Source organism: Gaiella occulta, assembly GCF_003351045.1.
Lineage (GTDB): Bacteria > Actinomycetota > Thermoleophilia > Gaiellales > Gaiellaceae > Gaiella > Gaiella occulta.
In genome coordinates, this window is sequence record NZ_QQZY01000011.1 from 15,107 (window position 1) to 40,618 (window position 25,512).

26 protein-coding genes and 1 pseudogene are annotated in these 25,512 nt (G+C 73.5%); 6 read left to right on the forward strand and 21 right to left on the reverse strand.

Going from position 1 to position 25,512, the window contains the following annotated elements; translation table 11 throughout:
• Positions 1-24: 24 nt before the first annotated feature.
• Together Gocc_RS15075 and Gocc_RS15080 are read left to right on the forward strand one after the other, a co-directional pair.
• Positions 25-804, forward strand: coding sequence for a hypothetical protein (locus Gocc_RS15075; protein ID WP_114797404.1), 780 nt, complete (start codon positions 25-27; stop codon positions 802-804).
• A complete protein-coding gene (locus Gocc_RS15080; protein WP_114797405.1) occupies positions 804-1,586 on the forward strand; it encodes a TIGR00282 family metallophosphoesterase in 783 nt (260 codons plus the stop codon). Before Gocc_RS15075 ends, Gocc_RS15080 begins: the two co-directional genes overlap by 1 nt.
• Here the strand turns inward: Gocc_RS15080 and Gocc_RS15085 are convergent.
• The 8 genes from Gocc_RS15085 to Gocc_RS15115 form a co-directional block, all read right to left on the reverse strand.
• The gene (locus tag Gocc_RS15085) at positions 1,537-2,754 is read right to left on the reverse strand and encodes a glycosyltransferase 87 family protein (protein ID WP_181813738.1); all 1,218 of its coding nucleotides are present in this window, start codon (positions 2,752-2,754) and stop codon (positions 1,537-1,539) included. The genes Gocc_RS15080 and Gocc_RS15085 overlap by 50 nt on opposite strands.
• Entirely contained in the window at positions 2,751-4,472 is a 1,722-nt protein-coding gene (locus Gocc_RS15090) for a glycosyltransferase 87 family protein (RefSeq protein ID WP_114797407.1), read from the reverse strand. The genes Gocc_RS15085 and Gocc_RS15090 overlap by 4 nt, the downstream gene beginning before the upstream one ends.
• The gene (locus Gocc_RS15095; protein ID WP_114797408.1) at positions 4,469-4,918 is read right to left on the reverse strand and encodes a GtrA family protein; all 450 of its coding nucleotides are present in this window, start codon (positions 4,916-4,918) and stop codon (positions 4,469-4,471) included. Before Gocc_RS15095 ends, Gocc_RS15090 begins: the two co-directional genes overlap by 4 nt.
• 44 nt (positions 4,919-4,962) lie before the next feature.
• Complete coding sequence (locus Gocc_RS15100; RefSeq protein ID WP_181813739.1) at positions 4,963-6,309, reverse strand: alkaline phosphatase family protein; 1,347 nt, start codon at positions 6,307-6,309, stop codon at positions 4,963-4,965.
• Positions 6,306-6,722, reverse strand: coding sequence for a hypothetical protein (locus tag Gocc_RS16450; protein WP_181813740.1), 417 nt, complete (start codon positions 6,720-6,722; stop codon positions 6,306-6,308). The genes Gocc_RS15100 and Gocc_RS16450 overlap by 4 nt, the downstream gene beginning before the upstream one ends.
• 30 nt (positions 6,723-6,752) lie before the next feature.
• On the reverse strand, positions 6,753-7,853 hold the full coding sequence (locus Gocc_RS15105; RefSeq protein ID WP_114797410.1) for a dihydrolipoamide acetyltransferase family protein: 1,101 nt from the start codon (positions 7,851-7,853) through the stop codon (positions 6,753-6,755).
• Between the two features lie 65 nt (positions 7,854-7,918).
• The gene (locus Gocc_RS15110; protein WP_181813741.1) at positions 7,919-8,788 is read right to left on the reverse strand and encodes a diacylglycerol/lipid kinase family protein; all 870 of its coding nucleotides are present in this window, start codon (positions 8,786-8,788) and stop codon (positions 7,919-7,921) included.
• Positions 8,789-8,801: 13 nt separating this feature from the next.
• On the reverse strand, positions 8,802-9,410 hold the full coding sequence (locus Gocc_RS15115; RefSeq protein WP_114797412.1) for an aminoacyl-tRNA hydrolase: 609 nt from the start codon (positions 9,408-9,410) through the stop codon (positions 8,802-8,804).
• Between the two features lie 90 nt (positions 9,411-9,500).
• Between Gocc_RS15115 and Gocc_RS16455 the strand changes: the two are divergent.
• Positions 9,501-9,671: pseudogene (locus Gocc_RS16455) on the forward strand (Rdx family protein); the annotation flags it as partial.
• Between the two features lie 22 nt (positions 9,672-9,693).
• Here Gocc_RS16455 and Gocc_RS15120 read toward each other — a convergent pair.
• Genes Gocc_RS15120 through Gocc_RS15135 form a run of 4 tightly spaced genes read right to left on the reverse strand, consistent with a single transcriptional unit; the run spans position 9,694 to position 12,135 of the window.
• Positions 9,694-10,662, reverse strand: a complete 969-nt coding sequence (locus Gocc_RS15120) for a proline racemase family protein (protein WP_114797413.1) — start codon at positions 10,660-10,662, stop codon at positions 9,694-9,696.
• Between the two features lie 16 nt (positions 10,663-10,678).
• Positions 10,679-11,449, reverse strand: a complete 771-nt coding sequence (locus Gocc_RS15125) for an enoyl-CoA hydratase-related protein (protein WP_114797414.1) — start codon at positions 11,447-11,449, stop codon at positions 10,679-10,681.
• 9 nt (positions 11,450-11,458) lie between these two features.
• A complete protein-coding gene (locus Gocc_RS15130) occupies positions 11,459-11,911 on the reverse strand; it encodes a TA system VapC family ribonuclease toxin (RefSeq protein ID WP_114797415.1) in 453 nt (150 codons plus the stop codon).
• Positions 11,908-12,135: a hypothetical protein gene (locus Gocc_RS15135; RefSeq protein ID WP_220150661.1), complete on the reverse strand. Its 228-nt coding sequence runs from the start codon at positions 12,133-12,135 to the stop codon at positions 11,908-11,910. The genes Gocc_RS15130 and Gocc_RS15135 overlap by 4 nt, the downstream gene beginning before the upstream one ends.
• A gap of 81 nt (positions 12,136-12,216) precedes the next feature.
• Between Gocc_RS15135 and Gocc_RS15140 the strand changes: the two genes are divergently transcribed.
• Both Gocc_RS15140 and Gocc_RS15145 read left to right on the forward strand, forming a co-directional pair.
• Entirely contained in the window at positions 12,217-12,663 is a 447-nt protein-coding gene (locus tag Gocc_RS15140; protein WP_181813743.1) for a DMT family transporter, read from the forward strand.
• Positions 12,660-13,553, forward strand: a complete 894-nt coding sequence (locus Gocc_RS15145) for an EamA family transporter (protein WP_114797417.1) — start codon at positions 12,660-12,662, stop codon at positions 13,551-13,553. The genes Gocc_RS15140 and Gocc_RS15145 overlap by 4 nt, the downstream gene beginning before the upstream one ends.
• Positions 13,554-13,584: 31 nt before the next feature.
• Here Gocc_RS15145 and Gocc_RS15150 read toward each other — a convergent pair whose 3' ends face one another.
• From Gocc_RS15150 to allB, 8 genes are all read right to left on the reverse strand, one after another.
• Positions 13,585-15,810: a xanthine dehydrogenase family protein molybdopterin-binding subunit gene (locus Gocc_RS15150; RefSeq protein WP_422718004.1), complete on the reverse strand. Its 2,226-nt coding sequence runs from the start codon at positions 15,808-15,810 to the stop codon at positions 13,585-13,587.
• Positions 15,807-16,262: a (2Fe-2S)-binding protein gene (locus Gocc_RS15155; RefSeq protein ID WP_114797444.1), complete on the reverse strand. Its 456-nt coding sequence runs from the start codon at positions 16,260-16,262 to the stop codon at positions 15,807-15,809. Before Gocc_RS15155 ends, Gocc_RS15150 begins: the two co-directional genes overlap by 4 nt.
• Before the next feature lie 19 nt (positions 16,263-16,281).
• Positions 16,282-17,073 (reverse strand): FAD binding domain-containing protein, encoded by a 792-nt coding sequence (locus Gocc_RS15160; RefSeq protein ID WP_114797418.1) that lies wholly within the window; start codon positions 17,071-17,073, stop codon positions 16,282-16,284.
• Between the two features lie 5 nt (positions 17,074-17,078).
• Positions 17,079-18,038 carry an ABC transporter permease gene (locus Gocc_RS15165; RefSeq protein WP_114797419.1) on the reverse strand — a complete coding sequence of 320 codons (960 nt, stop codon included), beginning with the start codon at positions 18,036-18,038 and terminating at the stop codon, positions 17,079-17,081.
• Entirely contained in the window at positions 18,035-19,162 is a 1,128-nt protein-coding gene (locus Gocc_RS15170) for an ABC transporter permease (protein WP_114797420.1), read from the reverse strand. Before Gocc_RS15170 ends, Gocc_RS15165 begins: the two co-directional genes overlap by 4 nt.
• A complete protein-coding gene (locus Gocc_RS15175) occupies positions 19,159-20,727 on the reverse strand; it encodes an ABC transporter ATP-binding protein (protein ID WP_114797421.1) in 1,569 nt (522 codons plus the stop codon). The genes Gocc_RS15170 and Gocc_RS15175 overlap by 4 nt, the downstream gene beginning before the upstream one ends.
• Positions 20,728-20,823: 96 nt before the next feature.
• Positions 20,824-21,927: a BMP family ABC transporter substrate-binding protein gene (locus Gocc_RS15180; protein WP_114797422.1), complete on the reverse strand. Its 1,104-nt coding sequence runs from the start codon at positions 21,925-21,927 to the stop codon at positions 20,824-20,826.
• On the reverse strand, positions 21,924-23,390 hold the full coding sequence (allB, locus tag Gocc_RS15185) for an allantoinase AllB (protein WP_114797423.1): 1,467 nt from the start codon (positions 23,388-23,390) through the stop codon (positions 21,924-21,926). The genes Gocc_RS15180 and allB overlap by 4 nt, the downstream gene beginning before the upstream one ends.
• 222 nt (positions 23,391-23,612) lie before the next feature.
• Here allB and Gocc_RS15190 point away from each other — a divergent pair, with 222 nt between their 5' ends.
• Entirely contained in the window at positions 23,613-24,371 is a 759-nt protein-coding gene (locus tag Gocc_RS15190) for an IclR family transcriptional regulator (RefSeq protein ID WP_181813744.1), read from the forward strand.
• Here Gocc_RS15190 and Gocc_RS15195 read toward each other — a convergent pair.
• Positions 24,368-25,453 (reverse strand): glycerate kinase family protein, encoded by a 1,086-nt coding sequence (locus tag Gocc_RS15195; RefSeq protein WP_220150663.1) that lies wholly within the window; start codon positions 25,451-25,453, stop codon positions 24,368-24,370. The genes Gocc_RS15190 and Gocc_RS15195 overlap by 4 nt on opposite strands.
• Between the last annotated feature and the right edge of the window lie 59 nt (positions 25,454-25,512).

The window sequence follows — 25,512 nt, forward strand, 5'->3', positions numbered from 1 at the left end:
GAGCGTCCGCTACGGTGGCCTGCGATGGCCACGCCGCGCTCCCGGCAAGCGGCCCGTCTCCGCGCACGCCGTCGGCGCGCCCAGCAACGGGCGCGACGGCTCGCCGTGATCGGGATCGTCGCCGCTCTCGCCCTCGTCACGCTGCTCCTCACCGCATTCGGCTCCGGCGGGCCCGACGGGCCGCTCACGGCCGCGCAGACCGTGACGGCAGTGCCCGCCGTGGCGGCCAGCGACGCTCCCCCCGACCCGGAGGTGCTCGCGACGGTGAGCAACCTGTCGATCCGGCTGCCCGTCGCCGCCGCGGCGGTGACCGCGGTCGGGTTCCACGGCAGCGCCGGCGACGCGATCGAGCTCCAGCCCGTCGGGCACCAGGCGAACGAGGGCCTGCTCGCACGCCTGTGGCGCAGGATCGCGGGCGCGGGCGCGGGCGGCCCGGTCTGGTACCAGCTGGACGGGGCGCCCGGCACGGACGTCCTCGATGTCGGCGCCGCTCCGGGCACCGACGTCTACTCCCCGGTCGACGGCACCATCGTCGCGATCTCCGACGAGATCATCGACGCCCGCGCCTACGGATCGCGGATCGACGTCCGCCCGAGCGCGGCGCCTGCCGTCGTCGTCTCGCTCTCGCACCTTCGGGCCGATCCGTCGCTCGCCGTCGGCTCCTCCGTCCTCGCGGGCACGACCAAGCTCGGCGCCGTCGTCGACATGGCGGCGGTCGAGCAGCAGGCGCTCGCCGCGGTCGCGCGCGACCGCGGCAACAACGTGGCGATCGAGGTCCACCCCGCCGCGGGCTCGCTCCCCTAGTGAACGTCCTCTTCGTCGGCGACGTCGTCGGCCGGCCTGGTCGCGAGGTGCTGGAGCGGCGACTCGCGGATCTGCGGCGCGAGCTCGCCGTCGACGTCTGCATCGTCAACGGCGAGAACGTCGCCGACGGCGCCGGGATCACCCCGAAGCTCGCCGAGCGCCTGCTCGCCGTCGGAGCCGACGCGATCACGCTCGGCAACCACACGTGGCGGCGCCCGGAGATCGCGTCCTACCTGGCAGGCTCGCAGCGCGTCGCACGCCCCGCCAACCTCGCCGCCGGCGCCGCAGGCGGCGGCCTCGTCGTCGTGGAGGCGGCGAACGGCACCGCGGTCGCGATCGTCAACGTGATGGGCTCGCTCTCGCTCGAGCCCGCACGCAGCATGTGGGAGGTGATCGACGGCCTCGTCGACGAGGCGCGCTCCCGGGCAGCCGTCGTCATCGTCGACGTGCACGCGGAGGCGACGAGCGAGAAGGTCGCGCTCGCGCGCTGGCTCGACGGCCGCGTGACGGCGGTGATCGGCACCCACACCCACGTGCAGACGTCGGACGCGCGCGTGCAGCCCGGAGGCACGGCGGCGATCACCGACGCGGGCATGACCGGCCCGCACGACTCCGTCATCGGCGTCAAGGCGGAGCTCGCGACGCAGCGGATGCGCACCGGCATGCCGGTGCGCTTCGAGGTCGCCGACGGGGGCGTGCGGATCGAGGGCGTGCTCGTCGAGTGCGATGCCGCTACGGGGAGGGCGACGGCGATCCGGCCGCTTCGCGTTCCCTGGCCCTGACGAGCACGACGAACAGCGCCACCAGCACGAGGTCGCGCACGAGCACGAGCGACGACGGCGCCGGGTCGAACTCCTTCACGAGCGCCCAGTAGTCGCTCGGGAACCAGAGCCGCGTGAGGAGGCAGGCTGCGAGCACGAGCGACGATGCGGCAAGGCGGCGTCGGCGGTCGCCGACGAGCGCCACGAGCGGCAACAGCCAGACGAGGAACTGCGGCGAGAGCACCTTGCTGAACGCCACGAAGCCGACCACCGCGGCTGCGGCATGGCGCGCGAAGCGCTCCGGCCCGACGTCGCCGCGCGCGAAGCGCAGCCACACGAGCAGGAGCGCCGCGACGAGAGCGGCCGTCGAGAGCGCGGAGGCGGCGCCGGCGACGGCGCCGGTGAGGTTCTGCGACCCGTGTCCCGACGCCCACGCGAGTCCCATCCCGAAGGCGTGATGCAGCGCGAGCAGCACGGCGGCGCCGAGGCTCTCGATCTGCAGCGGCCGCCCGAGCTGCTGCCAGACGCTGCGGGCGACGCCCTCGGGAGCGACGACGAGGAACGGCAGGTACACCACGAGCGCCGCCGCGACGGCGAGCCCGACCTGGCGCGCCGCCTCGATCTTCCCTCTCTCCTTGCAGGCCCTCGCGCCCACGAGAGGCAGCAGCACCAGGGGATAGATCTTCGTCGCGATCGCGAGACCGAGCAGCACCGGGCCGAGCCGGTCGCGCCGGTGCAGGAGCGCCGCCAGCGCGGCCGCCGTGACGGCCGCCGCGAACAGGTCGAAGCGGGTGAGCAGGAACGGCCCGAGCAGCAGGAAGCCGCCGACGAGGACGCCTACGGCTGCGCCGGCGCGCCCGCGACCGGCGCCGAGGGCGTCGAGCGCGAGCGCGACGAGCGCGGCCGTGGCCGCGAGAGCCACGGTCATCAGCGCCGCGAAGACGGCCACGTACGAGCGGTAGCTGTCGCTGACGAGCGAGGGCAGCACGAACGGCACGAGCGCACCCGGCGGGTACTCGACACGGAAGTCCCGGTAGGGCACGTCGCCCGCGGCGATCCGCTCGCCGTAGCGCGCATAGACCGATATATCGGAGATACCGGGGTCGCCCTCGACGCCGAGGGCGACGACCGCCCCGGCCGTCCAGGCTGCCACGGCTGCGGCGAGCGCGATCCGGGCCGGCGGTCTCACGCCGGCCGCCGCGGCAGGAACAGCGCGAGCACGACGAAGGGCAGGAACCACGGGATGTAGAGATAGAACCAGTGCGTGAGACCGAGCTCGAAGCCGACCAGGATCGCGGCCGTGAGCGCGGCGAGCTCGAGCGGGCCCTTGCGGCGCGGCAGCACGGCGGCGACGCCGGCGAGCGCGAGCACCGCGATCTGCACGAGCCGCTGCAGCAGCTTCAGGTCGGGGACGCCGGCCGCGTGGTACTGGCCCCAGTCCCACGGCGAGAACGGCGAGTGGCGGCCGAGCTGGAAGCCGAGCGTGCGGTCGAGGAACGTGCGCAGCGCGCCGGCGAGCGACGGCTCGAGCAGAAGCAGCGAGAAGGCCGCCAGGGACACCCCGGCGAATGCGGCTGCGAAGCGCGCCGCTGACCGCGGCCGCAGGCCGTCCGGGTACGTCAGCCACAGCGGCGCGACGAGGAGCGCCGCGAACTTGGTCCACGCGGCGGCGGCGACGGCGGCACCGCGCGCCCAGGGCGAGGTGCACAGCCAGAAGCCCCACACGAGCGCCGCCGGCATGATCGCGTCGTTGCTGTTGGCGTTGAGCGTGTAGGCGGTGAACGGGTTCGCGAGCCAGGCGAAGGCGAGGAGCGCCGCGAGCCGGCTGCCGCCGAGGCGGCGCCCGACGAGCACGAGCCCGAGCACGACGAGCGCGTCGAACACGATCGCCGTGGCGTGCGCGGCGGGCAGCGAGTCCCAGCGGCCGGACCAGCCGAGCGCGAGCACGGCGGGCACGTACGCGAGGTACGCAACCGGGCCGTAGGTGTCTCCGCGCTCGTTCGACGACTCGCAGCGCCCGTTCTGCTGGATGCGGTCACGGATCTCGCCGTCGGCGTCCGCGGGGCCGCACGGAGTGCGGCCGTCCTGCACCGGCATGTGGCCGTACGGCGCCCGGCCGTCGAGGATGCGGTCGGCGCCGATCACCCCGGCGTAGCCGACGTCGATGACGCCGCGCGGCGACTCGAGGTTGAGGCCGACCCGGAAGCCGGCCAGGAACACGCAGGCGGCGGCCAGCGCCCACACGGGCCAGGAGATCCCCGGCGCCGGGCCCCGGCCGCGGAAGCCGATCCATGCCGTGCGCACGAGCAGGTAGAGAAGCGGAGGCGCCGCGAGCGGCGCGCTCCGGAACACCTCGCCGCGGTTGAAGAACCACAGCGAGAGGCCGAACGAGAGCAGCACGAGAAGGTCGAGCGTGTGCAGCGAGAGCAGTCGGCGGCGGTCGGCGAGCCCGACGAGGAAGAGCGCGCTGAGAGGGATCCACACCCACCATGCGTTCAGCACCTTGCCGCCGAACGCGCCGTCGCGGCCGCGCGCCATCTTCCAGGCGACCTGCGGCCCGACCCACGACTCGACCACGCGCCCGTCCCCGTCCTCGACCTTGCCGAGCGCGATCTGCCCGGCTCGACCCGACCAGACCTTGACCGTCCACCGCCGCGTCGCCTCGTCGAAGGTCGCGTCGGTGGCCGGCCGCGGTGGATAGCGGTCGAGCCAGCGCGCGACCTTCGCTGTGGCGAGGAAGCGCTCGAGGGCCTGGGCGCGCGTGAGCCGCGGGGCGGTGTCCGGCGCGAACGGCGCACCGGCGAGATGTCCGCGCGTCCCGCCGGCGGGGCCGGTCACGGGGGCCGCGGCGGAGGCGGCCGGGACGAGCACGAGCGCCAGCAGCGCGACGCATGCCGCGCGAGTCACTGCCGGCGCCGGAACGACCAGAGCTTGTTGCCGACGAAGTTGAGGGGCGTCACGAGCACGATCGCGATCGCCTGCCCCACGATCTCGCCCAGCCCCGCTCGCACGAGCACGTGCAGCACGAGCAGGTTGGCGGCGAGGGAGGCGGTGGAGACGGCGAGGAAACGCAGCCCCTGCGCGCCGACGTGGCCGCGCTCGCCGCGGAACGTCCAGTGCCGGTTGAGCGTGTAGTTGTTGGCGACGGCGGCGAGGAACGAGCCGACCGCGGCGGGAATGTAGTGCAGCCCGACCCGGTCGAGCAGCGTGGAGTAGACGGCGAGGTTGACGACGTACCCGGTCGCCCCGACCGCGCAGAACTTGCCGAGCTGCTCCCAGTTGCTGCGGCGGCCGAGCGCGTCGCCGACCCGCCGCACGGCGCCGGCAGCGGGAGTGGTGGAGGTCGGCTCCATGACGTTGCGCGAGCGTAGCTGACCGGTCGACGAGCCCCGGCGGGTCAGGCTGCGCGCCCGAGGACGTACGCGGGAGCCTCGATGCCGAAATGCCGCAGCACGGTGGGAGCGACCTCGACGATGCTGCGGGGATCACCGTCGACGCCGACGGTGAGCAGCGGCACCTCGGAGTCGCCCGCGACGAGCGAGCCGTGCGAGCCGCCGCCGAGATGGTGTCCTCCTCCGAGGTCGGCGAACTCCCACCCTGCGGTCGCGGACACGAGCACATCGCCCGCGTTCGGGTTCGCGAGCGCGGCCCAGGCGCGTGCCGGCGCGTCCGGATGGGCGAGCAGGGACGCGTCCCCGGCAACGTGGAAGCCGCCCTGCGGACGCGGCGCGAAGCGGAGCTCCTCCCCTTCGCGCCGGGCGACCGCCTCCGCGCCCTCGCGGAACAACGCCAGCTCGACCGACGGCTCCGCGTCGAGCCGGGCGGCGAGCTGTCGCGGGTCGAGCGCACAGGCGTCGAGGGCGTAGACGTGGGCGGCGCGGTTCGAGGCGCAGACGAGCGCGCCGGCCACGTCGACGTAGTGCCTCTGCAGCGATGCGACGTGCCGCACCGGGGTCTGCCCGTGATCCGAGAGCACGACGAGGGCGTAGCGCTCGAGCAGCTCGTCGATGCCGCCGGCCGCGTCCGCGAGCGCTCCGACCGCCGCGTCGCAGCGGCCGAGCACGTCGTGTGCACGGTCGGGGCCGAGCTCGTGCGAGGCGTAGTCGTAGTCGGAGAGGTAGAACACGAACAGGTCGAAGCCGTCGCGGGTGACGAGCCAGCGGCCGACGGCCGTCGCGTACGCGTCGATCGTGCCTGCCGAGCGGTTGCGGAACGAGAGGGGCGCTCCCGTGCGCTCGGACTGGAACAGGTTGTAGAAGTAGAAGCGCTCGGGCCCGAGCACGTTTCCGAGGAACGGGAGCGACGAGCGGTGGACGGTGCGCCCGCGGTAGGCGGTGAAGTTGACGGCGGCGCTGCGCAGGCCGGCGTCGGCAAGCGTCTCGAACAGGGTCACGGCACCCACGCCGAGATGCTCGGCGTTCATGTTGACGAGCGTGTCGCGGAGCGTCTTCCCGATGCCTGCGGCGCGCGCCGCGCCGAAGGAGCTGCCGTACTCGACGAGCCGCCCGTCGCGCCGGTGGTACCAGACGAGGTGCGGGATCTCGTGCACGTCGCCGTGCGCCCCGGTGGCGATCGACGACAGGCACACGGGCGTCAGCGACGGGAACACGGACGTCGCGCGACGGTACGTCCCGTGCTCGGCGAGACGCGCGAGCGTCGGCGCGCCGCCCGAGGCGATCGCTCCCTCGAGCATCGCGGGCGTGAGCCCGTCGATGACGACGAGGATGACGGGCTTCGGCCTCACTTGGCGAGCGAGCGCAGCCCCGCGTACTTCTCGGGCGCCCCACGCGCGCGGCGCGCGGCGAGGGCGGGCACGACGACGGCCTCGAGATAGCCGAGCACGGGGACGAGCGCGAGCGTCGCGACGGCGACCGCGGCGCCGCCGAGCAGGAACGCCGTGCCGCCGACCGTGGCGCCGCGGCGCGAGGCGCCACGGACGATCGGCGCGGCCGAGGCGGCGCCGATCACCGCGCCCGCCGCGCCGGCGCCCGCGCCGGGCCATCCCGCGACGAGGAAGCCTGCGGCCGCCGCGACCCCGACGGCCCCCGGCAGCGTTCCCGCCAGGCCGGCGCGCAGCCCGGCGAGGAACCCCGCGAACAGGATCCCCGCGCCCAGGCCGATGCCGACCGTGACACCGATCTCGTACCAGCCGCCCACGCGGCCATTGTAGGGACGGCGGCCCCGCCGTCAGCTTCTGCTGCGGCCCTGCCCCTCCAGCCTCGCGATCACGTCGAGGCAGAACCCCGCCGCCTGCACGCCGTCGACGACGCGGTGGTCGAAGGTGACGGACACGTTGCCCATCTCGCGCACGACGATCGCCCCGTCCCGTGCGACCGGGCGCGACGCGATCCGGTGGAGCCCGAGGATCGCCACCTCGGGATGGTTGATCAGCGGCGTCATCAGCAGGCCGCCCAGCTTGCCGGCGCTCGTGACCGTGAACGTCGAGTCGCGGACATCCTCGGGGTGGAGCGCTCCCGCTCGGGCGGCCTCGGCGAGGCGACGGATCTCCGTGTCGATCTCCTCCACCGTGCGCGTGTCGCACGCGCGCACGACCGGGACGACGAGGCCCGCGGCGGTGTGGACGGCGACACCGATGTCGTAGCGGTCGAGCAGCACGATCTCGTCCTCCTCGAAGCGCGCGTTCAGCTCGGGGAACGCGCGCAGCGCTCCGGCTGCCGCCTTCAGCGCACCCGCGACGAGCCGGCTGCGGTCGACGCCCGTGAAGTCGCATTCCTCGACGAAGGTGACCGCAGGGATCTCGCGGTGCGTCCGCTCGACCTGCTCGGCGACGGCCCGGCGGATCCCGCGCACCGGCACGCGCCGCCCCTCGCTCGCGGCCTCTGCGGCGGCGCGGACGTCCCCCTCGGTGATGCGGCCGGCGGGCCCGCTGCCGCGCAGCGAGAGCAGCTCGATTCCGAGCTGCCGCGCCAGGTCGCGCACCGCGGGGGTGGCGCGCGCGGCCGCGAGCGGCTCGCTGCCGACGACGCTGACGATGGGGCCGGCAGGCTCCGGCTCGGGGGGCGCCTCGACCGACCGCAGCAGCTGCTCGCCCTCGGCGCCGATCACCGCCAGGGTCGTCCCCACCTTCACGATCGCTCCTTCGCGCGCGAGGATCTTGAGGAGGGTGCCGGCATGCGGCGACGGGATCTCGACCGTCGCCTTGTCGGTCTGCACCTCGACCACCGCGTCGTTCTCGGCGACGACGTCGCCCTCGGCGACGAGCCAGCGTGAGACCTCGCCCTCGTCGAGGCCCTCTCCGAGATCGGGTAGCCGGAGCTCGTGCGCCACGCGGGCAGGGTAGAAGGTCGGCGCGCGCTCTGCGAGGAGGTTCGGGAGGATGGAGATGTCCGGCCCTACACGAGCACGGTGAGCACATCGCGCTCGGCCTCGAGCACCACCTCCGTCACGTCGCCGAGATCCTCACCGTCGGCCTGCAACGGCATCGGCCCGTCGCAGCGGATGACGACGCGGCCGAGGTCCTGTCCGTAGAGCACGCCCTTCCGCGCCGGCCGGCCGCGCACGGCGCTGAGGCCGAGCGCCGGCAGCGCGCGGGCCCGCAGCGCCACGGGGGCGACGACGTCGAGGCCTCCTTCGAAGCGGGCGCCGGGGGCGAGGCGGAGCCCGAGCGGGCCGGCGTACGTGTAGGGCGAGCAGTTGGCGACGAGGGCGAAGGCCGCCCGCCCGAGCCCCTCGACCTCGAGCGCCGGGTCGAAGCGCAGGCCGTGGTCGACGAGCGTGCGCACCACCGTCCACGCGAACGCGACGTCTCCCGGCCGCCTTCCGTCGGAGCGCCGGCCGCGCGCGTCGACACGGCGGACGAGCTCGGCGTCGAAGCCGACACCGGCGTTGAACGCGAACCTGCGCCCGTTCGCGCGGCCGAGGGAGATGCGCCGCTGCCGTCCCCGCGCGATCTGCTCCGCGGCGCGCACCGGGTCGCGCGGCAGCCCGAGCGCGCGCGGGAGCACGCTCGTGCCGCCGCCCGGGACGAAGCCGACGGGCACGTCGGCTTCGAGGCCGTTGACGACCTCGTTGTAGGTTCCGTCCCCCGAGAACACGTAGATCGCGTCCGCTGTCGGGCTCCACGCGCGCGCGATCTCGGTGGCATCGCCGCGCGCCTGCGTGAGGATCGTCTCCGTGCCGGCGGGCAGCATGGCCTGGACGTGCGCGAGCCGGCGCTCGCTGACGCCGCTCGCGAACGGGTTGACGATGAGGACGCGGCCCACGGTCGCCCATCTTCTACGCGCGCGGGACTCCGCGCCAGACGGCGACCGTCTCCGAGCCACGCGGGATCTCCGTCAGGCCCCCGTCCCGCACGACCGCGGCCCCCGAGCCGGCGAGCGCGTCCCAGCCCACACCGGAGGTCCCGGCCACGCGCGTCGCGAGGTCCTCGAGCGGGTCGACCATGAGCGCGCCGTGCGCGATCTGCGCGATCGCCTTGCCGGCGCTCATCGGCAGACCGGTGTTGACGACGAGCAGGAGCTCGCCCGGCGCGGGCGCGGCGGGCGGCTCCAGCCCCGCGACCTCGCCCGCGAGCGCCTGCATGCGCACGAGCACGCGCTCGCGCTGCGAGCGGCGGCGCGGCGGCAAGCAGGCGACGTCCCCGACGCGCTCGTGGTCGAGCGCCCGTACCTCCTCCCACTCGCGCGGCTCGGCGCGCAGGCAGATCTTGCGGAAGGAGGAGCGCCACCACTCCTCGAACGAGGCACGCCAGCGGTCGTCGTCGAGGTAGCGGCGCGCACAGCGCCGGGCGGCGAGCGCCCCCGCGGCCGCGAGTTCGGGGAAGGGGCGCGCCGTGCGCCGGCGGACGACGATCGCCATCGCCAGCGGGTCGTCGTCCGGCTCCATACGCCAAGCGTAGAGGCGGCGCGGCCAGGTAGCCTCGGCAGCATGTCCGTCGAGATCTTCTACTGCCCCGTCTGAGCCGGCTACGACCGCGAGGCCGCGCGTGTCGCGGCCGAGTTGCAGGCGGAGCGGGGGATCGAGGCCGCGGTGCTCGCGGGCGCGAGGTCCCAGTTCGACGTGGTCGCCGACGGGGTGACGGTGTTCTCGAAGCAGCGGCTCGGACGCTTCCCCGAGCCGGGCGAGGTCGGGCGCCTGCTGCCGTGACGCGGGCCCGCCGCGCGGAGGCTCAGCGCAGCAGGAAGCCCTCGCCGAGCGGGTCGTCCGGATCGAGCACGAACACCGCCTCGCCGGTGCGGTAGGCGCGGCCCTCGACCTCGGTGACGACGGCGGGCCTGCCCGCGACCTCGGTGCCGCCGACGACCCGGCCGCTGAACGACGACCCCACGATCGACAGGTGGCGGAGCTCCTCCCCTCGCGGCAGCCGCGCCGACGCGTCGAGCAGGGCCAGCCGCGCCGAGGTGCCCGACCCGCAGGGAGAGCGGTCGACCTCGCCGTCGGCGAACACCGTCACGTTGCGCTGCGTGAGGGGCCGCTCCGCCTCCTCCTGCCAGAAGATCACGCCGTAGACGTCGCGCAGCTCGGGCTCGACGGGATGGACGACATCGTGCTCGGCCTCGATCGCCCGCTTGATCGCGCGGCCGAGCTCGATCAGCCGCGGCAGCTCGGCCCGCTCGACACGCTCCCGCAGCGACGCGTAGAAGGCGCCGCCGAAGGCGACGTCGACGGTGAACGGCCCTGCCTCGAGGCCGGTCGCCCACACGAACGACGGCACGTTGCGGAACCGCACCGAGCGCACCCTTCCGCCCTCGACGGCGGCCCAGGTCTCGATCCTGCCGCAGGGCACGTCGACGACGACGCGGTTCTCGCCCTCGCGCCGCTCGACCACGCCCTCGTCCAGGGCCCAGGTGACGAGGGCGATCGTGCCGTGGCCGCACGCCGTGGAGTAGCCGGCGTTGTGGAAGAACACGACGCCGAGATCGGCGCCTTCGTCGTTTGCGGGGACGACGTGGCAGCCGTACATGTCGGCGTGCCCGCGCGGCTCGAACACGAGCAGCCGCCGCACGTGGTCGAGCCGCTCGCGCGCGTCGCGACGGCGCTCGAGGACCGTCCTGCCGCGAAGCGGCTCGGTGCCGCCGGTGACGATGCGAAACGGCTCGCCCCCTGTGTGGTAGTCGACGACGCGGATCGTGCTCATCGCGCCCGCGCGCGCATCATGCGCCGGAGAATCTCGCCGCGCGCTTCTCCAGAAAGGCCGCCACTCCTTCGGCGAAGTCGGCGGTCTCGACGGCCGACTGCTGCAGCTCCGCCTCGAGCGCGAGCTGCTCCTCGAGCCCCGCGGCGTGCGCATGCTCGAGCAGCCGCTTCGTCATCCCGACCGCGCGCGTCGGCAGCGACGCCCAGCCCGCGGCGATCTCGCCGAGGCGCTCGCCGAACACGCCGGCCGGCACGACCTCCGACACGAGCCCCCATGCGAGCGCCTCGCCGGCCGTCAAGCGCCGGTTCGAGCTCATCCACTCGAAGGCGCGCGCGAACCCGAGCAGGCGGTGGATGAACCAGCTTCCGCCGGAGTCGGGCACGAGCCCGATGCCGGCGAAGCCGGGCACGAAGCTCGCCGCATCCGACGCGATGCGCACGTCGCACGCGCAGGCGAGCGAGAGCCCCGCCCCCGCGACCGGGCCGTTGACGGCGGCGATCACCGGCTTCTCGAGCGAGCGGATGCGGCGGATGTTGGGGTGGTAGGTCTGCTCGAGCTCGTCGCGCAGCGAGCCGGACATGGAGGAGAGCTCGCGCAGATCCTGCCCGGCGCAGAAGCCGCGGCCCGCCCCGGTGATGACGACGGCGCGGACGGCGGGGTCGGCGGCGTCCTCGAGCGCCGAGCGGAGCGCGGCGTGGAGCGCACGGTCGAACGCGTTGAAGACGTCCGGTCGATTGAGGGTGATCGTCAGAACCGCGCCCTGGCGGGCGGTCAGCACCTCGCTCATCAGCCGAGCCTACCGCTGCGCCGGAGCGGGCGCGAACGGGTCGAGCACCTTGATCCCGGCGAACTTGAAGTAGTCGCGATCGCGTGTCCAGATGCTCTCGACGCCGTTCGCGCGCATCAGGGCGACGATGTGCGCATCCGGGAAGAGGTTGCCGCGCGGGGAGGCCTCGTCCGCGACGACCCGGAAGCCCGCCCAGAAGTCCGCATCCTCGCCGGGGCTTCGCACATGAGGCAGTCCGAGCAGGGCGGTGAGATTCGCCACGGCCTCACGGGATGACAGCGGGCTGGCAAAGATCGACGGATGCGTCGCGATGCGCAGATACGCCATCGCCGTGGGCCAGAAGAGGTAGACGAGCTCCCGCCCTGCTGCGATGCGCTCGACGAAGGCGAGCGCCGCGCCGTGAAACGGGCTCGACGTGTCCGACGCATACAGCAGCGGATTGACGTCGATTGCGGCGCTCACGAAGCGTCGAGAAGCGCGTGGACCGCATCCTTGTCGTCGAGATCGACGGATGCCGACATCGCTTTCGTCGTCCAGGCAAACGGCGGCGGGGGCGCCTGCGATGCAGCGAGGGCGACCGCCAGCAGCTCCGAGACGAGCGCGCCGATGGTCTTGCCTTCGGCCGCCTGCCGGCGCCTCAGCTCGCGCATCACGGTCGCATCGATGTCGAGCGTCGTCCGCGCCACGCATCTGATGCTATCAGGTCGCGCATCAGATGTCGAGCAATGAGCGTCTCCCGGCGCCGGCCAACGTATAGCGTCACCCGCATGGGCTCGACCGGAGTTGCAGCCTCGTTCGCGTTCGCCGCCGGGCTGGGCGGGGCGGTTCAGATCGCCGTGCAGGGACGGCTCGGCGACCGCATCGGCAGCGTCGAAGCGCTCGCCTGCGCCGTCGTCGTGGGCGCCGCGACCGCGCTCGTCGTCGTGCTCGTCGCGCGCCGCAGCCTCGACGGCCTCCGGGCGGGTTTCGCAGGGCCGAAGTGGTTGCTGCTCGGCGGCCTCATGAGCGCCCTGATCGTGCTCTCGATCACCGTCGCCGGACCGCGGATCGGCATCGTCGCCACGACGGCACTCCTGATCGTGGGCCAGTTCTCGCTCGCAACGGCGATCGACCGCTTCGGCTGGTTCGGCGTCCAGCAGGTGCCGCTCGCCTGGCCGCGCCTGCTCGGCCTCGCTCTGCTCGCCGCGGGTGCCGCGCTGACGCTGAAGCGGTGAGCGCGCGCGCGTGGCTCGCGCTCTGGGCCGTCTACGTGATCTGGGGCTCGACCTATCTCGGCATCGAGCTCGCCGGAGAGACGATCCCGCCCGTGTTCGCCGCGGGCGTGCGCTTCCTCCTCGCCGGCGCGCTGATGGGCGGGTGGGTCGCGGTACGGCGCGGACGGGCGCCCTTCCGGGTCGGCCGCAGCGAGCTCGCGTCGGCGATGCTCGTGGGCGTGCTCCTGCTCGGTGCGAACGCGATGCTGTTCGTCGCCGAACGGCGCGTCCCGATCGGACTGGCCTCGCTGCTGATCGCATCGGTGCCGCTCTGGATCGTGCTGCTCCGCACCGTCAGCGGCGACCGGCCGAGGCGCGTCGCACTTGTCGGGGTCGTCACGGGTTTCGCGGGTATCGCGCTGCTCGTCCGGCCGGGAGGAGGGGCGAGCTCCGGCGGGATCCTGCTCGTCCTCGGCTCGGCCTCGATCTGGGCCACCGGATCGTTCCTCTCCTCCCGCTTGCCGTTGCCACCCGACGCGTTCGTCGCGACGGCGATCGAGATGCTCGCCGGAGGAGCGATGCTGCTCCCGCTCGGCCTCGTCCTCGCGGGCGACGAGTCGCTCGGCCCCGCGTCGTGGTCAGGAAGGTCGCTCGCAGGCCTCGCCTACCTCGTCCTGATCGGCTCCCTCGTCGGCTATACGGCCTATGTCTGGCTGCTCGCGCACATCCCGATCGGGACGGTCGCGACCTACGCCTACGTGAACCCGGTGGTGGCGATCCTGCTCGGCGTGATCGTCCTCGACGAGGGGGTCACGTGGCAGATCGCCGCCGGCGCCACGGTCGTGCTCGCGTCGGTTGCGCTCGTGATCCGCAACGAGGCGGCCCAGGTCGTCGAGCCGTTCGCGGAATGAGCGAACACCGGGCGACGCGCGGGCGTCGCCCCTACGAGAGCGCGAGCCCCACGATCTCGTCGGGCCGGACCGGCACGCGGCGGAGCGGCTTGCCGGTCGCAGCGCGCAGCGCCGCCGCCACCGCCGCGGTGGAGACGACGGTGGGCGGCTCGCCGACGCCCTTGGCGCCGTAGGGCGCGGCGGGCTCGGGCACCTCGACCAGCACGGACTCGACCGGCGGCATGTCGAGCGCCGTCGGGATGAGGTAGTCGGTGAAGCTCGCGTTCGTGATCCTGCCGTCCCGCGTCTGGATCTCCTCCATCAACGCCAGCCCGATGCCCTGGGCGGTGCCCCCCTCGATCTGGCCCTCGAGCGCGATCGGGTTGATCGCGCGGCCGACGTCCTGGGCCGTGCCGACCCAGACGACGCGCGTGAGGCCGAGCTCGACGTCCACCTCCGCGACGACGCGCATCGCCGCACAGGCGAACGCGACGTGCGCACGCTCGCCTGTCACCTGGCCGCTCTCCGGGTCGAGCGGCGTCGTGCGGGGGTGCCGGTGCACGCGCTCGACGTCGACCTCGCCGCCGCCCGAGCGCTCGCGCTGCTCGAGCGCGGCCCGGCACGCGTCGCGCACGGCGCCGGCCGCCATCCATGTCATGCGCGAGGCCGACGCGGAGCCGGCGGAGCCGACCGTCGACGTCGTGTGGGGCATCAGCGTGACCGCGTCCGTTCCGAGCTCGGTGCGCGCCACCTGCAGGATGACGCCGGTCACGCCCTGCCCCACCTCCGCCGCCGCGCAGTGGACCTCGGCGCTGCCGTCGGCCCGCAACACCACGCGGGCGGCGCACGAGTCGTCGAACCCCTCCGAGTAGCAGATGTTCTTGAACCCCACGGCGAAGCCGACGCCGCGGCGGACGCCCTCGCCGCGGGTCGTGTTGCCGGCGCCGCCGGGGAGGCGGATCGGGTCGCGCGGAAGCTCCTCCGCGGGGGGCACGGGGATCGCGGCCGCCGCCCGGATCGTCTCGGCGACGGGGCACGAGCCCTCGACCACCTGCCCTGTCGGCAGCACGTCGCCGGGCGCGAGGGCGTTGAGGAGGCGGAGATCGACCGGGTCGATGCCGAGCTCGGCCGCCAGCAGGTCCATCTGGGCCTCGGCGGCAAAGCAGGTCTGCACCGCCCCGAAGCCGCGCATGGCACCGCACGGCGGGTTGTTCGTGTACACGGCGGTCGCCTCGATGAGCGCGTTGTCGACGCGGTACGGGCCGACGGCGAACGAGGCGGCGTTCGAGGCGACGGCCGTCGAGCTCGAGGCGTAGGCGCCGCCGTCGAGCAGGATCCGCATGCGGACGTTGACGAGGCGCCCGTCGCGCGTCGCCCGGTGCTCGCACCACATGCGCGCCGGGTGCCGGTGGATGTGCCCGACGAACGACTCCTCGCGGTTGTAGACGATCTTCACCGGCCGGCTCGTGTGCAGCGCGAGCAGCGCGCCGTGGATCTGCATCGACAGGTCCTCGCGGCCGCCGAAGGCACCGCCGACGCCGGCGAGGTGGATCCGCACCTGCTCGGGGTCGAGCCCGAGGCACGGCGCCACCTGGTCGCGGTCGACGTGCAGCCACTGGGTGGCGACGTAGATGTCGACGCCGCCCTCGCCGTCCGGCACCGCGAGCCCGCTCTCGGGGCCGAGGAAGGCCTGGTCCTGGATGCCGACCTCGTACACGCCCGTGACCGACACGTCCCCCTGCGCGTCCGGGTCGCCGTGCCGGATCACCATGTGGCGGACGACGTTCGGCCGCGGGTCGTCGCGGTACCCGTGCCCCATCGTCGGCCGCTCCGGGTGCAGGGGCTCCATCTCGGTGGCCCGCTCCATGTCGGAGACGACCGGCAGCTCCTCGTAGACGACGCGGATCGCCTCGGCGGCCCGGCGTGCCTGCTCCGGATGCTCGGCCGCGACGAGGGCGACGGCCTCGCCGAAGTAGCGGACGCGATCGTGCGCGAGCACGGGCTGGTCGGCGAACTCGAGCCCGTAGGTCTTCTGCCCCGGGACGTCGTCGTGGGTCAGCACCGCGTGCACGCCGGACATGGTGAGCGCGGCGGAGACGTCGATCTCGACGATGCGCGCGTGCGGATGCGGGCTGCGGAGAGTGTGGCCCCACAGCATCCCGGCCGCCTGGAGATCGCTCGCATAGGCGAACTCTCCTTTCACCTTCGGCGGGCCGTCGAGCCGGGGCACGCTGTCTCCGACCCGACCGACGCCCGGGGTGGTCGCGGTCGCGCTCACGACATTGCCGCCCGGTGCACCGCATCGAAGATCTTCGCGTAGCCCGTGCAACGGCAGAGGTTCCCCGAGAGCGCTTCACGGATCTCGTCGTCGCTCGGTGAGGGATTCGACTCGAGCAGGTCGACGGTGGCGACGACGAGCCCCGGAGTGCAGAACCCGCATTGCACCGCACCGGCCTGGACGTATGCCTCCTGCACGCGGTGGAGCCGGTCGCCGTCCGCGAGGCCCTCCACCGTCGTCACCACATGCCCGTCCGCCTGCGCGCCCAGCACGAGGCAGGCGCAGACGAGCACGCCGTCGAGCAGCACCGAGCACGACCCGCATTCCCCCTGCTCGCACGCGTTCTTCGAGCCGAGCAGGCCGAGCCGCTCCCGCAGGACGTAGAGGAGGCTCTCGCCGCCCCACGCCTCCGTCTCCCGGCACTCGCCGTTGACCGTCAACGCGATCTTCATCCGCACCCCCTCCACAGGCTCATGCCAGGCACCTCTCGAGCGCGCGGCCCGCGAGCACGCGAAGCGCGTGACGCCGGTACGCCGCCGTCCCGCGGACGTCGTCGATCGGGCTGGCCGCCCCGGCGACGAGGTCGGGAAAGCTTTCCCTGGCGTCGAGCGGGGCGGACACGAGGCGTACGGTCGGCGCCGCCGATCCGAACGCGGCGCGCAGCTCGCCGCGCGCGAGGTCGGCGTGCAGCGCGAGCGAGCACACCGAGATCACCATCGCGTTGCGAGGCCCCACCTTCATGAACGTCTGCGGCGCGCGGCTCGGCTCGACGCGGACGGACACGATGATCTCGTCGGGCTCGAGCACGTTGCGCTTCACCCCGACGAGGAACGCATCGAGCGGTATGCGGCGCTCGCCGCGGACGCTTGCGACGAGGACGACCGCCCCCTCCGCGAGCAGCGGCGGCAGCGCGTCGCCGGCCGGGGAGGCCGTGCCGAGGTTGCCGCCGATCGTTCCGCGGTTGCGGATCTGCGGCGATCCGACGGTCCGCGACGCTTCCGCGAGCGCCGGCATCTCGTCCGCGAGCGCACCGCGCATCGCCTCGGCGTAGGTGAGGCCGGCGCCGAGCAGGAGGGCGCCGTTCTCGCGCGACCAGCCTCGCAGCTCCGCCACCTCGTTGAGGTTGACGAGCGCCGGAGGGCGCGAGCGGTCGAAGTTGAGCTCGACGAGCACGTCCGTGCCCCCCTGCAGGAAGCGCGCCTGCGGCAGCTCCGCCTTGAGGCACAGGGCTTCGTCGAGGGTGCGGGGGGTGACGACGTCCATCGTGGCTAGCGCTCCTCACGCACGTACGGAATGCCAAGGCTACCCGGGGCACCGAGCCGCCGTTTGCCGATCCCGGAGGAGACGAGCACGAGCACGACGATCGTCATCACGTACGGCAGCGCCTGGAAGAGCTGCGGCGTGATCGTGACGCCGCGCGCCTGCAGCGTGAACGGCAGCGCCGAGAAGGCGCCGAACACGTACGCGCCGACGAGGCAGAGATCGGCGCGCCAGAACGCGAAGATGACGAGCGCGATCGCGATCCAGCCGGCGCCGGCGGTCAGCCCGTCCACCCACTGGGGCGTCAGCGCGAGGCTGAAGCAGGCGCCCCCGACGCCCGCGAACGCACCCCCGGCGAGCGTGTGCAGGTACCGGTACTTCGTGACCGCGATACCCATCGCGTCGGCGGCGGCCGGCGACTCGCCGACGGCGCGGACGTTGAGACCCGGCCGCGTACGGGCGAGGTAGAAGCCGACGGCGACGACGCAGAGCCACGAGGCGTACACGAGCCACGACTGCCCGAAGACGACCGGGCCGAGCACCGGCAGGTCCTGGAGCCCGAACAGGTTGACGGGCCCGAACGAGTAGCGGGCGGGGTTGTCGGCGAGGTTGAAGTCGTTGCCGATGTACGACGAGAGCCCGGCGGCGCCCGCGAAGATGGTCAGCGCGAGACCCGAGACGATCTGGTTCGCGCGCAGCGTGATGACGAGGAAGGCCAGGATCAGCGCGGCCGCCGCGCCCGCGAGCGCCGCGACCCCGATCGCGACGGGAAGCACGAGGCCGGCGGGCCCGCCGACCCGCTGCACGGCGAGGAAGCCCATCACCGCGCCGACGAGCATCATCCCCTCGACGCCGAGGTTGAGGACGCCGGAGCGCTCGGCCAGCAGCTCTCCGAGCGCCGCGTAGAGCAGCGGCGTGCCGTACGCGACGGCCGACGCCAGCACGACGACGACGATGCTGTTGTTCATCCGGCCACCTCGGCGGCGGGCTGACCCCGCCGGCCGCCGCGCGCGACGCTGATGCGGTAGTGGACGAGCAGCTCACCGCCGAGCATCGCGAACAGGATCATCCCCTGCATGACCCCGACGAGGCCGGAGGGGAACTCGGCGCTCTGCAAGGTGAACCCGGCGTTCTGCAGCCCGCCGAGGAGGAACGCGACGAGGACGACGGCGAACGGGTTGTAGCGCGCGAGCGCCGCCACGACGATGCCGGTGTAGCCGTAGTTCGCCTGTTGCAGGCCGCGCGCGTCGAGCAGGTGGCGGAAGTCGCCCATCTGGCTCGCTCCGCCGATCCCGGCGATCCCCCCGGACAGGCACATGATCGCCACGATCTTGCGACGGGTGCGCATGCCGGCGTAGCGCGCGGCGCGCGGGGAGTCGCCGATCACCTGCGCCTCGAAGCCGAACCGCGTGCGCGCGTACAGCACCCAGATCACGACCGCGGCGGCGATCGCGAGCGGGAAGCCGAAGGGGACAGCGACCGACCCGATCGTCGAGACGGGCCAGGACGCCGCGTCCGGCAGCATCTTCCCCTGCGGGAACACCTGTCCCGTCGCGGACGTGTCGCGCCAGTACGAGAGGCTGTCGAAGATGAGGTAGTTGAGGACGAGCGCGGCGACGTAGTTGAGCATCAGCGAGGTGATGATCTCGTTCGTGCGCAGGAACGCCCGCAGCAGCCCCGGGATCGCGCCCCAGGCGGCACCGAGGGCCGCGCCGGCGGCCACCATCGCCACGATGATCACGGGCGTCGACCGCCCTGCGAGCAGCAGCGCGACGCCCGCGGCGCCGATCGCGCCGAAGTAGAGCTGCCCCTCGGCACCGATGTTGAAGAGGCGCATGCGGAAGGCCACGGCGGCGGCGAGCCCCGTGAAGGCGAGCGGAGTGGCAGCGATCAGGGTGCTGGCGAGCGCGCCGTCGGCGAGGTATGCGGCGTCGAAGAGCCTGCGAAACGTGGTCAGCGGCGGGTGCCCGGTGGCGGCGAGCAGGATCGCGATCGCGATGTGGGCGACGACGAGCGAGCCGAGCGGGACCCCCACCATCAGCCAGCGCCGCTGCCTCAGCCGCTTCTCGATCCGCAGCCGGGGCACGGTCACGTGACGCTCCGAACGCCCGCCATCAGCAGGCCGATCTCCTCGACGGTCGCGCTGCGCGCATCGACCTCGCCGACGATCTCTCCCTCGTACATGACGGCGACGCGGTCGGACAGCGTCAGCACCTCGTCGAGATCCTCGCTGATCAGCAGCACCGCGACCCCGCCGGCGGCCGCCTCGCGCAGGTATGCGTGCACGGTCTCGATCGCGCCCACGTCGAGGCCGCGCGTGGGGGCGGCCGCGACGAGCACCCGGGGCTGCCCCGAGAACTCGCGCGCCAGCACGACCTTCTGCAGGTTGCCGCCGGAGAGCTGCCGCGCGGGCGTCCCGGGGCCCGGTGCCTTCACGTCGTAGCGCTGGATCATGTCCAGCGCCCGATCGCGGATCCTGCGCAGCCGCAGGAACGGGCCGCGCGAGTCGCTGCCGGCCCGGTACGACTTGAGCACGACGTTCGCGGCGATGCTGAGGCTCGGCGCGACACCCGTGTTCAGCCTGTCCTCGGGAACATGGGCGATGCCGGCGCGGATCGCCTGTCGCGGGTCGCCCGGGCGCAAGGCGCCGCCGTCGACGCGCACCGTGCCCGCGACGAGCGGCCGCATCCCGGTGACGGCCTCCGCGAGCTCACGCTGGCCGTTGCCGGCGACGCCCGCGACAGCGACGACCTCCCCGGCGCGCACCGACAGCGAGACGCTCTTCAGCGCCTCGACGCCGCGGTCGCCGAGAGCGGTCAGCCCGTCGAGCTCGAGCACGACGGCGCCGATCGATCCGTCGCCCTCGCGCCGTCGCGCGACCTCGACCTCGCGCCCGACCATCAGCGACGCGAGCGACTGCGACGTCGCCTCCGCCGTCTCGACGGTGCCGATCGAGCGGCCGCCGCGGAGCACGGTGACGCGGTCCGCGACCGCCGTCACCTCGTGCAGCTTGTGCGAGATGAAGATCACCGTCCTGCCCTCGGCCGCCATCGCCCGCAGCGTCACGAAGAGCGCGTCGGCCTCCTGCGGCGTCAACACGGCGGTCGGCTCGTCGAGGATCAGGACGCGCGCCTCGCGGTACAGCGCCTTCAGCACCTCGATGCGCTGCTGCTCGCCGACCGAGAGCTGCCAGACGCGCGCGCGCGGATCGACGGCCAGCCCGTAGCGCGCGCCGAGCTCGGCGACGCGCTGCTCGATCAGCCTGGGACGGATGAGGAAGGAGCGGCCGACGTCGCGGTGGTCGCCGAGGACGACGTTCTCGGCGACGGTGAAGGGCTCGACGAGGCGGAAGTGCTGATGCACCATCCCGACGCCCGCGTCGAGCGCGTCGCGCGGCGAGTGGAACTCGACCGGGCGGCCGTACAGCTCGAGCTCGCCCTCGTCGGCGCGGTAGAGGCCGGTGAGGATGTTGGAGAGCGTGCTCTTGCCGGCGCCGTTCTCGCCGAGGAGCGCATGCACCTCGCCGACACGGGCCTCGAAGTCGACGGCGTCGTTGGCTACCACGCCCGGGAAGCGCTTCGTGATCGCGCGCATCGTCACGGCGGGCTCGCCGGCGGCGGGCAGGTCGAGCGTCGAGGGCTGTGCGGGAGGGCTCATCGGTGCCGATTGCGGGGTGGGAGCCAGGGGGGAGTCGAGGGGGCGCCGGCGATGCCGGCGCCCCCGTGGCGACTCGAGCTCGCGGGAGACGATCCGTCAGCCCTTCGGGCTCCCTTCGATGCCCTTGACGAGCCAGTTCATGGACAGGATCTGCGGGAGCGTCATCCGCTTTCCCTTGGGGACGCGCAGCTTCCCGCTCTGGTCGTAGAGCGGCCCCTGGAACTCGTAGAACGTGCCGGAGACGATCTCGGCCTTCTTCTTCGCGATCAGGGCCTTCGTCTTCGCGGACACCTTCGGCCCGTACGGTGCCAGGCCCGTGAAGCCGTCGGCCATGTTGCCGTAGTAGCTCCCGGTCTTCCACGTGCCGTTCGCGGCCGCCTTGACGCGCTTCAGGTAGTACGGACCCCAGTCGTAGACGGCTGCGGTCAGCCACGACGTCGGCGCGAACTTGCGCGCGTTGTTGTCGTACCCGACCCACGGAATCCCCTTCGACTGCGCGTACTGCCCTGCGGCCGGGCTGTCGACGTTCTGTCCGATCACGTCGGCGCCTGCGGCGACGAGACTCTCGGCGGCCTTCTTCTCCTTTGCGGGATCGAACCACGACTTCGTCCACACCAGCTTGATCTTCGCTCCCGGGCGCGTGAGCTGAGCCCCGAGCGCGAAGGCGTTGGCGTGCCGGATCACCTCGGGGATCGGGAACGGGACGACGTAGCCGATCACGCCGTTCTTGGTGGCGGCGCCGGCGGCAATGCCCGAGAGGTAGATCGAGTCCTCGCCGGCGCCGAAGTACTCGGCCAGGTTCTTGCTCGTCTTGAAGCCGGTCGCCTGCTCGAAGTAGACGTCCGGGTACTTCTTCGCCGCCGCCGCCATCGCGTCCTGGAACCCGAACGACGTGGCGAAGATGATCTTGTTGCCGTCCCGCACGAGGCTGTCGATCACCTGCGCCACCTGCGGGCCCTCGGGCACGTTCTCCTTGAACGTCGTGATCACGTTCGCGCCGAGCTTCTTCTGCACGTACAGGCGGCCCCTGTCGTGCGCCTGCGACCAGCCGCCGTCGTTGTGCGGCCCGACGTAGATCCACGCCGCCTTGATGGGTGCCGTCTTGGCCTGACGTGCCGCCGAGCTCGTCGCCACGATGGCGAGCGCCGCCAGCGCCAGCACGACGAAGGCGATACCGGGCCCCAGCCTGCGTCTACTCATCTGATCTCCTCCTCGTCTCGGGCGAGCCGCGGCGCGACCTGCCCCTGTCCTGTCTCTACCATGGCCATCCTGTCGGGCCGGAGGGCTGCTGGCAAACCGTGACCCGGTGCCGGCCTCCGCTCCGGGCGGACGAGCCGCCCGCGGGGCGCGCCGACCGCCCTTCCCTCCGCCGCCGCCGTCTGCCCGCGCAGGATCGTGCGCACGACACGGCCGCGCAGCCGCCGGCCGACGAACGGGCTGTGCGGGTGCCGGTACAGCAGCTCGCCGGCGCCGAGCGCCGCCTCGTATGCGACGTCGACGAGGGCGAGGTCGGCGTCGCGTCCGACCGCGACCACGCCCTTGCCCGCGATGCCGAAGCGCTCGGCCGCCGACGCGGCGGTGAGCGAGGCGACCCGCGGCAGCGTCAGCCCGCGCGCCTCCGACTCCGCGAGCACGACGCGCAGCGTGGTCTGGCAGCCGGAGATGCCGCCCCAGACGGAGAATGCGTCCTCTCCCCGCTTCAGCGCGGGCGGCGCCGGCGAATGGTCCGAGGCGACGATGGCGACGTCGCCGTCGAGCACCCGTCGCCAGAGCGCCTCCTGCTCCGTCGCGGGACGCAGGGGCGGAGCGCACTTCGCGACGGCGCCGAGCCGCTCGGCGTCCTCGGCGGTCAGCGCGAGGTAGTGGGGGCACGTCTCACACGTCACGTCGACGCCCCGTGCCCTGGCCTCCGCCACGACGGCGGCCGCCGCGCCCGTGCTCACGTGCACGATGTGCAGGGAGCAGCCCGCTTCCCCGGCGAGCGCGACCGCCCGGGCGACGGCCTCGATCTCGGCCACGGCAGGCCGCGAGCCGAGGTAGTCGGCGACCGCGGTGCGGCCGGCCGCGACCGCGCGCGCGGCCAGACCGCGCGTGATCGCGTCGTTCTCGGCGTGCACCGCAACCGGCAGCCCGAGCGCTGCCGCGCGCCGCATGCCCTCGAGCAGGGTGAGGTCGTCGGCGGCCTCGAAGTCGTCGATCCCGCTCGCGCACATGAACGCCTTGAACCCGACCGCCCCTCGCTCGGCGAGGTCGTCGAGGCGGTCGAGGTCTCCGGGCACGAGCCCGCCCCAGAGGCAGAAATCGACGTGCGCGGCCCCGGCCGCCGCCTCGAGCTTGCGGTCGAACGACGCGCCGTCGAGCGTCGGAGGGTGCGCGTTGAGGGGCATGTCGAACAGGCAGGTGCCGCCGCCCACCGCGAATGCCGCCGTCCCGGAGGCGAACCCTTCCCAGTCGCGGCGGCCGGGGTCGTTGAGGTGCACGTGCGGGTCGACGAGCCCGGGGAGCACGTGGAGGCCCGCCGCGTCGACCTCTTCGCCGGCCGTACCGGGGAGCTCGGGCCCGATCTCCACCACGATGCCGTCGAGCACGGCGACGTCGACCCGCGCGACTCCGGTCGCCGTGACGACGTGGCCGCCGCGCACGAGGAGGTCGAAAGCGCTCATCGAAGGCTGAGACGGCCTCGGCGGACGAACGTCCGTTGCGCCGCTCGCTGGGGCATCGTCACGGCGCCGCTTATAGGACACCGCCCGGGTGTATGTCAACAACACGCTTCCGCGATACGGAATCGAGCGCCGGAGCGCCCCGCGCGACCACCGGCTGGAAACGCCTTCCCGCGATGTGATATATGCCCAGCCGTGCGGCGAGCCGGAACAGCGAAGACACTGGTGCAGTCGGTCGCACGCAGCTTCGACCTGCTCGAGGCGCTCGCCGGACCGGGCGAGCTCGGCCTCGTCGAGCTCGCCGGGCGCGCCGGGCTGCAGCCGAGCACCGCGCATCGCCTGCTCGCGACGCTCACCGAACGCGGCTACACCCTTCAGAGCGCGGAGAGCGGGCGCTACCTGCTCGGCTACAAGCTGCTCGAGCTCGCGAGCTTCGTCAACGCCCGCACGACCTACCTGCGCGCGCTCGCGCGACCCTATCTGGCGAGCGTGCAGCGCATCACGGGCGAGACGGCGACCCTCTCGGTGCTCGAGCTGCCGAACGTCGTCTTCCTCGACCAGGTGGAGGGCACGCGCAGCGTCCGCATGTTCACGCAGGTCGGCCTCGGCGTCCCCGCCCACACGAGCGCGTCGGGCAAGGCCATCCTGGCGTTCCAGCAGCCCGCGGCACTCGACGCGATCTGCGACGGCGGCCTCGCGCGCATCACCGCCCGGACGATCGCCACGCGAGCCGAGCTCGAGGCGGAGCTCGCCCGCATCCGGCGCCGCGGCTACGCGATCGACAACGAGGAGCACGAGGAGGGCGTCAGCTGCGTCGCCGCGCCGATCTTCGGCTTCGAGGGAGACGTCCGCGCGGCGATCAGCGTGTCGGCACCGACGCAACGCGTGCACAGCGCCGACACGGCCGAGCTGGGCGAGCTCCTCGCCGGACGGGCCGCCGAGATCTCCCGCGCGCTCGGGCACAAGCCGGACGGCGGCGGCTAGCAGCCCCGGCCGATGCGGGCGGCGGCTGCCCGCACGAGCTCCGCCGCGTTGCGGAACGCTTCGTCGACCGACGCGGCGACCCGGGTCAGCGCGATCACGGGCGGGGCGCCCGGCAGCGGCCCGAGCCCGTCGGCGACGGCGCCGACGATGACACCTGCCCGCGTTTCCGTCTCGGCGGCCGCCGTCAGCACGCGTCCGACGACCTTGCCGGCGAGACTCGTGCGGTCGAGGCGCCCTTCGCCCGTCAGCACGAGCGTCGCGGCGGCGAGGTGCTCGTGGAAGCGGCATGCCTCTGCGACGACGTCGAAGCCGGGCCGCAGCCGCGCGCCGAACGCGGCGAGCCCGCCGGCGATGCCCCCCGCGGCACCCGCGCCGGCGAGCGCCCGTACGTCGATCCCGGTCTGGCGGCGATAGCGCAGCGCGAGATCGTGCAAGCGGCGCTTCAGGAAGGCGACCTCGTCCGCGGTCGCGCCCTTCTGCGGCGCGAACACCTCTGCCGCCTCGACGAAGCCCGTCTCGACGTCGCACGCGACCGTGACGGGAACGGGGAGCGTCCAGCCGAGCGCCTCGAGCGCGCCGAGGCCGCCGTCGACCGTGGCCGAGCCGCCGATGCCGAGCACGACGCGGGCCGCACCCGCGCGCGCGGCCGCCGCGATGAGCTCGCCCGTCCCACGCGTCGTCGCCGTGACGGGATCGTTGGCCCCCTCGACGAGCGCGAGCCCGCTCGCCTGCGCCAGCTCGACGACGGCGGTGCCGTCCTCGAGCAGACCCCACGCGGCGGCGACCTCCCCGCCGTCGGGGCCGGTCACGGTCGTCTCCCTGCGCTCGCCACCGCAGGCCGCAAGGAGCGCCTCGAGCGTGCCCTCGCCACCGTCCGCGAGCGGTAGCTCGACGGGCTCGAACCCCGCATCGCGGAGGCCGGAGGCCATTGCCGCTGCGGCCGCCGCCGCGGTCAGGCTGCCGCGCAGCTTGTCCGGCGCGCAGAGCGCCACGGGGAGGGTGGCGGACACGAAGCGCACTGTGCCAGACGTCGCCGCCGCCTCGAGCGTCACTTCCACGATACGGAACAGCATTGTTGACATGAGCAACGGGCCGACGCTAGCGTCGCCGACCATCGCACGGCAACCCGGAGGAGGTCCGC